2 protein-coding genes and 1 pseudogene are annotated in these 8262 nt (G+C 41.3%); all 3 read left to right on the top strand.

Annotation, left to right across the window (positions count from 1 at the left end; all coding sequences use genetic code 11):
* The first annotated feature begins 594 nt into the window (after window positions 1-594).
* The 3 genes and pseudogenes from B3763_RS00125 to dnaE all read left to right on the top strand — a co-directional run bounded on the left by B3763_RS00125 (window position 595) and on the right by dnaE (window position 8080).
* Window positions 595-1660 (top strand): annotated as a pseudogene (locus B3763_RS00125) (IS3 family transposase).
* 811 nt (window positions 1661-2471) lie between these two features.
* Window positions 2472-3656, top strand: coding sequence for a 6-bladed beta-propeller (locus B3763_RS00120; protein ID WP_286742337.1), 1185 nt, complete (start codon window positions 2472-2474; stop codon window positions 3654-3656).
* Between the two features lie 128 nt (window positions 3657-3784).
* The gene (dnaE, locus tag B3763_RS00115) at window positions 3785-8080 is read left to right on the top strand and encodes a DNA polymerase III subunit alpha (RefSeq protein ID WP_286742334.1); all 4296 of its coding nucleotides are present in this window, start codon (window positions 3785-3787) and stop codon (window positions 8078-8080) included.
* The last annotated feature ends 182 nt before the right edge of the window (window positions 8081-8262 follow it).

The following is an 8262-nucleotide window of genomic DNA, read 5'->3' as shown; positions in this document are numbered from 1 at the left end:
AGAGTTTAAGGCCTGTTTTTCCGGTATGACACTCTTTTCGTACATCCAACTCAGGTTAATTTACGATATATACAAGAGCCCTGCGACACAGCTCTAGCCGGACGACAGAAACGTATACACACATTTCAAATAATGGAATAGATCAAGTGATATCACCGCTCGATATATTAAACCTAAAAGATGATGCTATTGACTTATAGCAGCTGTATTTGGTGGCTATAAGTCATAAATCTTATATTATAGAAAAATAAAAGTCATATTTATGACTGATACATAACGTTAGCCTTCATAGTGTGGAACTCAAAATATGAATCTATTTGAAAACCCAATTACAAAAGTTCTTCACGAGAATTGGTACAAGAAAATAAATGAGAGATTCCCAGAGCTTGAATTCTCTGATACCAACATCCTATCCTTTGTCGAGTACATCGAAAACAGTCCACAAAAATTCTATTCAGTAAGGGCATACCAGTTCTATTTGAACCTTCTCAACTGATTTAAAGGATTCGAATTCAGAGCTTCTAAAACAGTGTAAGCTTCCCTAAAAATCGGACAGTTTAAAAATGGACAAATTAGTACCGTTAAACTGTCAAAATGAAAGAGTTAAAATTTACAGAGAGCCAGATCATAGGCATAATAGCAAAAGAAGAACAGGGATTAAAGGTATCTGACATATGTCGTGAACACGGCATAAATATCCCAATATTTCAAACTGGAAGAGCAAATACTCAGGAATGGATGTTAACCAACTCAAGAGGCTCAAAGATCTAGAAGCAGAAAACTTAAGAAGATGTTTGCTGATCTTTCCCTGATACATGATTCACTAAAAGATGCAGCATAAAAAAGCTATAGGACCTGATAAGAAGAAGGAAATGATTGGATATACGCAACAGGCCCATCAGTTGAGCCAACGTCAGGCCTGCAAAGTCATCAGGCTCCCAAGGTCAAGTTTTGCCTATTAGAAGAAAAAAAGCGAGCTGATAAGCTTATCATGGATGAGCTTTCTGTCCTTACGGACAAGCACCCCTCCATAGGCTTTTGGAAGTGTTACCACAGGCTACACAAAGCAGGCTACCCATGGAATCACAAACGGGTGTATAGGGTTTATACCTCTATGAAGCTCAACATCCGTAGAAGAGTAAAGAAACGCCTGCCAACAAGGGTAAAACAACCATTGACCCAACCAGAGAGTGTCAATCAGGTTTGGAGCATGGACTCTATGCAGGATAGCCTTTGGAACGGAAGGAAGTACAGGCTGCTCAACATTATGGACGACTACAACAGGGAACTGCTCTCTGTCCAGGTCGACACTTCCCTGCCATCGGCAAGAGCGGCCTGGGCATTGGAATGGATTGCCGAAGATCGGGGCCGCCAAAAGCAATCAGGGTAGATAACGAGCCAGAGTTTATCAGCAACAAACTGGGCCAGTGGTGCACCAAAAGCAAAGTAAAGCTTCTGTTCATCCAACCGCAAAAGCCAACACAGAATGCATTTATTAAACGCCTTAACAGCAACTTAAGAAAAGAGGCACTCAATACCTATGTATTCTTGGACTTAAAACAAGCAAGAAAGACAATAAACGAATGGATGATAGACTACAACCAAAAAAAGGCCACATCAAGCATTAGGATACAAAACGCCAATTGAATATGCGGATTGAAAACATAAAAACTCTATTTTAAATGAATTCAACCAAAAGAAAATTCATAAAATTACAATAAAAAAGAATGAATCTATTACTTAATATATATTCAAAAAAATAAACATATCATGAATATACGATATACTTTTTTTTTATAAAAAAATATAATATAATTGCGCAAATCATATAATTAACTTAATTCATTTTTTTATGAAAAGAAAAACGGTAAACACATTAATTTGGCCTTTGTTAGTAAGCCTTTTCCTATTCTTTCAAGGTGAGTCCACTGCACGCAGCCAAGAAGTTCCATGCACTGCACCAACAGGGTTTGTTTGTGGTTCAACTGAAGGTACTGTATGGGAGATCACATGGATATTCCCCTCCATGGGAATACCTTCAGTTCCAGTCCCCATATTTATAAGTAAAAAATGTTGTGTTGAAAGTGTAGCTTCGAACGCCTGTAATGCTCAGTCTGTCGGCTGCTCTGAAGTAACGATGCAATAATTCTATTTTAATAAAAAAACCATGAACATGAGAAATTTAATTAAATACACATTAACAATTTCACTAGTTGTTTTTTGTATAGCGTCAAAAGGGCAGACAGATTGCGGAGATGGCTGGCTATGTGGCAGTGCTACAGCAAGAGTGGAAATGCCAGATTCAACTACGGACGGCATAGAAATAAGCATTAGTGGGGGTATATCTTCAGGTACAACATACAAGTACTATATGTGCTGTGCCTCATCAAGCCCCAATAACGCATGCTACTTGAACTCTCAAAGTGACAGTGATATGTGCTATTCGGGAAGAACAACAGGCTCTTTTTTGAATGTCAGATTTAGGTAGAACATTGATGCGGTATTATAAATTCTGTTTACTTATTGTAACTATCCTCAGTTGTAGCCTAGATCAAGATAAGAAAACAGATCAAGATGGTCATGTGTTAACCATTGATGTCAATGAAGATGATTGGCAAAAGGAGTTTAAACTAAGCAATTTTGCTTCAAAAATTGATTATGTTGTATTGAACTCTCCAAACATTTTAATTTCTGCGATAAAAGATATCAAAGTATTTGGCAACCACATCTTCATACAAGATAAGTTAGCTCCTCGAATATTAATCTATAACATAAACAACGGGGAGCTCTTATCGAGAATTGAAAATCAAGGACAAGGTCCCGGAGAGTACTCCAACATAAGTTTCTTTGACATCCACAGGGCGAGCAAGACTGTCCATATTCTTGATATAAGTACAGGCAAAATTTTCATCTATGGTTTCGATGGAATCTTTAAAGAAGAAATCACTGCAAGAATAATTTGTCGAGATTATGGCGTAAACGAAGACGGTAGTTACTTGTTTTACTCTCCGGATGAACAAAATGAATTCAATGGAAATTTACTAAAGCCCGGATTACTACACCTGAGTACCAATCGGAGCAAACTCAACAACATACTTCCGCTTGGTAAAGAAGGCTATTATCCTCTTTTAGGGGCCGGTAGATCTTTAATAGCTGAAAACAACCGATTCTATTTAATATCCAACTATACTGATACTGTTTACACTATAAACGGTGATGCAATTGAAGAAAAGTTATACTTTGATTATAGACATAAAATGGATGAAGAGGCACTATTCAACCCCTATTATGATTTATCGAACGCTGGCTTTCCAATACTCAAACTAAAGCCATTTGCCACTTCAGAATATTTAGGCTATTCTTTTATGTACAAAGGTAAAGCATTATCTCTTTTTTACGATCGGGGAAAAGGAAGTATCACTACCTATCAACTGTTAAATAATAGCCTCAACGACACACCATTTGTTTTGAATGGAGTAACTGCTGTTGAAGGAGATAGATACATTGGTATAGTAGACGAAATGTTAATTGATTCATTTAAAACAGTACTTCAGATGGAAGGTTCTGATCGAATTAATAATGCTAAACTCAAAGAAATCATTGATGCATATGAGCAGTCTAATAATCCTGTCTTAGCAATCGCTACACTTCGTTAAGTTGCCTTAGACCGTACAGTTGCTGTAAAAAGTGAGTAAATGTTTCAAACCCTTTTACAGCAACTTCTCTTTTCCTTACTTTAGATCTTTAGTTTCAGTGTATAAACAACCCATCGAACTAAGTCTCTATGTATCTGATATTTGATACCGAAACCACCGGTTTACCTCAAAACTATAACGCTCCTCTCACTGATTTTGAGAACTGGCCACGACTGGTTCAGATTGCCTGGCAATTGCACGACATGCGTGGAAACCTGATCAGGAATAGAAACCTGATTATTAAACCCGATGGCTTTACCATACCCTACAACTCCGTTCAGATACACGGCATAACCACCGAAAGAGCACTGGAAGAAGGGCTGGACATTAAAGAAGTGCTGGCCATGTTCGAGGAAGACATTAAAGAAGCCAGCTTTGGTATAGGACACAACATAGAGTTCGACTATAACATAGTAGGTTCTGAATTTCTGAGAGCCGGTTTAACTAATGCCCTGGAGCCTCTGGAGCCTCTGGACACCAAACTAGTCTCTACCGATTTTTGCGCAATTCCCGGAGGTCGTGGTGGCCAATACAAGTGGCCTACCCTTACCGAACTGCATCAGAAGCTCTTTGGCAAAGGGTTTGACGATGCACACGATGCTGCATATGATGTGGATGCTACTGCCCGCTGCTTCTTTGGCTTGCTCAAAGAGGGAGTAGTGCCTCCTGCACAGGGAATTAAACTACATGAAATTATCTACGAAGCTCCTCAGCTAGACGAAGCCAACTTTGCCAAAAAAGAAGAACTGGAAAGTCTTGATTCCGGGCGGCTCAAAGTAGATAAAGAAGGCCTGAATGAACTTAAAGAGGTCCCCTTTTCTCACCTCCATGTGCACTCACAGTTCTCTATTCTCCAGGCCGTATCAGACATTCACAGCCTGGTCAATGCAGTAAAGGAAATGGGCATGCCAGCCGTAGCCCTTACCGATCATGGCAATATGATGGGAGCCTTTCAATTTGTTAGTGCGGCATTGGCCGCAGAAATCAAACCCATAGTTGGTTGCGAGTTCAACATCTGTGCCGACCGTTCCAACAAAAGCGTTCAGGACAATGGCTTTCAAACCGTTGTACTGGCTAAAAACCGAAATGGCTATCACAATCTGGTAAAACTATCTTCTATAGCTTTTACTGAAGGTTTCTATTATGTTCCAAGGATTGACAAAAACGATTTACTCCAATACAAAGACGACCTCATTGTTCTCACCGGTGGACTTTGGGGTGAAGTACCATACAAAATCCTGAATGTGGGTGAGACTCAAGCCGAAGAGGCTTTTGTATGGTGGAAAGATCATTTTGGAGAAGATTTTTATGCCGAGATAAATCGCCACGGTATTCCTGAAGAAGATCACGTAAACCAAATTCTTCTGGAGCTATGTGCGAAGCATCAGGTGAAATATGTCGCTGCCAATAATACTTACTATACCGTAAAAGACCAGGCTTCTGCCCACGATGTCTTGCTCTGTGTAAAAGATGCTGAGTCTGTAAACAAACCCAAAAAATACATTGGCAAACGCGGTAGAGAATTCAGGTATGGCTTCCCCAACGATGAGTTCTACATAAAGTCTCCCGAGGAGATGAAGAAGCTCTTTTCGGATATACCCGAAGCCATAGCCAATACCAATGAGATTGTAGAAAAGGTTGAAGCGTACGAACTCGCCCGAGACGTGCTTCTTCCCAAATTCGAAATCCCGGCAGAATTTCAACATGAAGAGGATGCCGTAGACGGAGGAAAGCGTGGTGAAAATGCTTACCTAAGGCACCTCACCTATGAAGGTGCAAAAAAACGCTATGGAGAAATTACCGAGGAGATCAAGGAGCGTCTCGACTTCGAACTAGCCACCATCGAAAGAACGGGATATCCGGGTTACTTCCTTATTGTTCAAGACTTTACCAATAAAGCCAAAGAACTGGGCGTTTCTGTTGGCCCCGGGCGGGGTTCGGCTGCAGGTTCGGCCGTAGCCTATTGTATTGGCATTACCAACGTAGACCCTATTAAGTATGACCTCCTTTTTGAGCGTTTTCTAAACCCCGACAGGGTTTCACTGCCCGATATTGACATTGACTTTGACGATGAAGGACGCCAACGGGTAATAGATTACGTTATAGACAAGTATGGTAAAAACCAGGTAGCCCAAATAATTACTTATGGTACCATGGCTGCCAAATCTTCCATTAGAGATACCGCCAGAGTTTTGGAACTTCCGCTGCCTGATGCCGACCGCATTGCCAAACTCGTACCCGATATAAAACTTCAGAAACTGTTTAGTCTTAGCGAGCGAGAACTCAAAGAAAAGCTAAGGTCGGAGCAAATTCTGTTGGCTCAGGAACTTAAAAAAGTAGCTCAAGGCAATAATCTGGAGGCCAGAACCGTCAATCAGGCTTTAGTTATTGAAGGTTCTGTAAGAAACACCGGTATTCATGCCTGCGGTGTAATCATTACACCAGACGACATCACCAAGTTTGCCCCGGTGGCAACGGCCAAAGACTCTGACATGTGGTGTACCCAGTTCGATAACTCCGTGGTGGAAAGTGCCGGGCTGCTAAAAATGGACTTTTTGGGGCTTAAAACCCTAACCCTGATCAAAGACGCTGTTAAAAACGTAAAAGAAAGGCATGGCGTAGATTTGGTGCCTGACGAATTTCCGTTAGACGACAAAAAAACGTATGAACTCTTTCAGCGAGGAGAAACAGTAGGCATATTCCAGTACGAATCGGCCGGAATGCAAAAGTATATGAAGGAACTCAAACCTACCGAGTTTGCAGACCTCATAGCCATGAACGCACTCTACAGACCCGGCCCGTTGGAGTACATCCCCTCATTTATCCGTAGAAAGCATGGCGATGAACCCATAACTTATGACCTGCCAGATATGGAAGAATACCTGGCAGAGACCTATGGTATTACAGTTTACCAAGAGCAGGTTATGTTGCTTTCGCAAAAACTTGCAGGATTTACCAAGGGTGAGGCCGATGTTTTACGAAAGGCCATGGGTAAAAAACAAAGGGCGGTTCTTGACAAAATGAAGCCCAAGTTTGTAGAACAAGCCAAAGCCAAGGGTCATCCGGAAGATAAGCTGGAGAAAATATGGAGAGACTGGGAAGCTTTTGCCTCCTATGCCTTCAACAAATCGCACTCCACCTGTTATGCCTATGTGGCTTTTCAAACAGCTTATTTAAAGGCTCATTACCCTGCTGAATACATGGCCTCAGTACTCAGCAACAACATGAACGACATCAAGCAGGTAACCTTCTTTATGGAAGAGTGCCAGCGCATGGGAGTGCCCGTACTTGGGCCAGATGTCAATGAATCGAATTACAAATTCACTGTAAATGCTAAGGGTGAAATTCGTTTTGGAATGGGTGCCATTAAGGGAGTTGGTGAGGCCGCCATTGAGTCGATTGTTCAGGAGCGCAAAGAAAATGGCCCTTACAAAAACATTTTCGACTTTGCCGAACGAGTAAACCTGCGCGCTGTTAATAAAAAGAACTTTGAAGCCTTGGCCCAGGCCGGAGGCTTTGACTGTTTTGAAGAATACCACAGACGACAATATCTGGAAGCTCCTGATGGTGAGCAATCGCTAATAGAAAAGGTAATACGCTACGCCAACGCCATGCAGGCCGAAAAAAACGCGGCCCAAGTGTCGCTCTTTGGAGGCGAAAGTGCAGTAGCCACTCCTCTACCCCGGGTTCCGGAAATTGAGCCTTTCTCCCAAATGCAAAAGCTCAAACTGGAGAAGGAAGTAATAGGCTTCTATGTATCAGGGCACCCACTAGATCAGTTCGAAATTGAGCTAGATTCGTTTTGTAAACCCATATCTGACATTAATAAATACCCCAATCAGGACATTGCCATCGGTGGCATTGTAAACTCTGTAAGAAATGGCCAGACCAAGAATGGGAAACCCTTTGGAGTGGTGAGTATAGAAGACTATAATGGTTCTACGGAGCTGTTTCTTATGGGCGAAAAATACATTAGCAATGCTCCATATTTGCGTCCCGGAGAGTTTCTATACATACGCGGAAGGGTTGAACTCAATTGGCGCAAGAAAAAGGAAATTCAGGAAAACCCGGCCATTAACCCTACTCCTGACGATTGGGAGCTTCAAACACAGAGTATCTCACTACTCAGTGAGTTGAGGGAAAAAAACACCAAGGGTGTTTATGTGAAATTAAATGCCCGACTGGTTGATCAGGAGCTTATTGAAACCATTATGGAACTCACCAGGCAAAACGAGGGCGATCGGATGCTTAAGGTTGAGCTCATAGACAAAGAGGAAAATATAAGCGTTGAGCTAATCTCCAGAAAGGTTAAAATCGATGCGAATCAAACGCTCATAAAAGCCTTAAAAACACATTGCGAAGGAGCTAGCCTCATCACAGTATAAGGCCGGTTAATTATTTTCGGGTTTGCGTTAGGAACTTTTTATTTACTTTTGATGTAAAATCCGTGTATCAACAGCAAATAATAAAACGAATCATAAATGGGAAAAGCAGTAGAACTTAACGAGTCGAACTTCGAAGAAGTAGTTTTAAAATCGGACAAGCCGGTTTTAGTTGATTTTTGGGC

Origin of the sequence: Roseivirga sp. UBA1976 (assembly GCF_002336325.1) — a bacterium.
Classification (GTDB): Bacteria; Bacteroidota; Bacteroidia; order Cytophagales; family Cyclobacteriaceae; genus Roseivirga; species Roseivirga thermotolerans.
The sequence above is the reverse complement of the archived record's forward strand: the minus strand, read 5'-3'. Positions and strand labels throughout refer to the sequence as shown.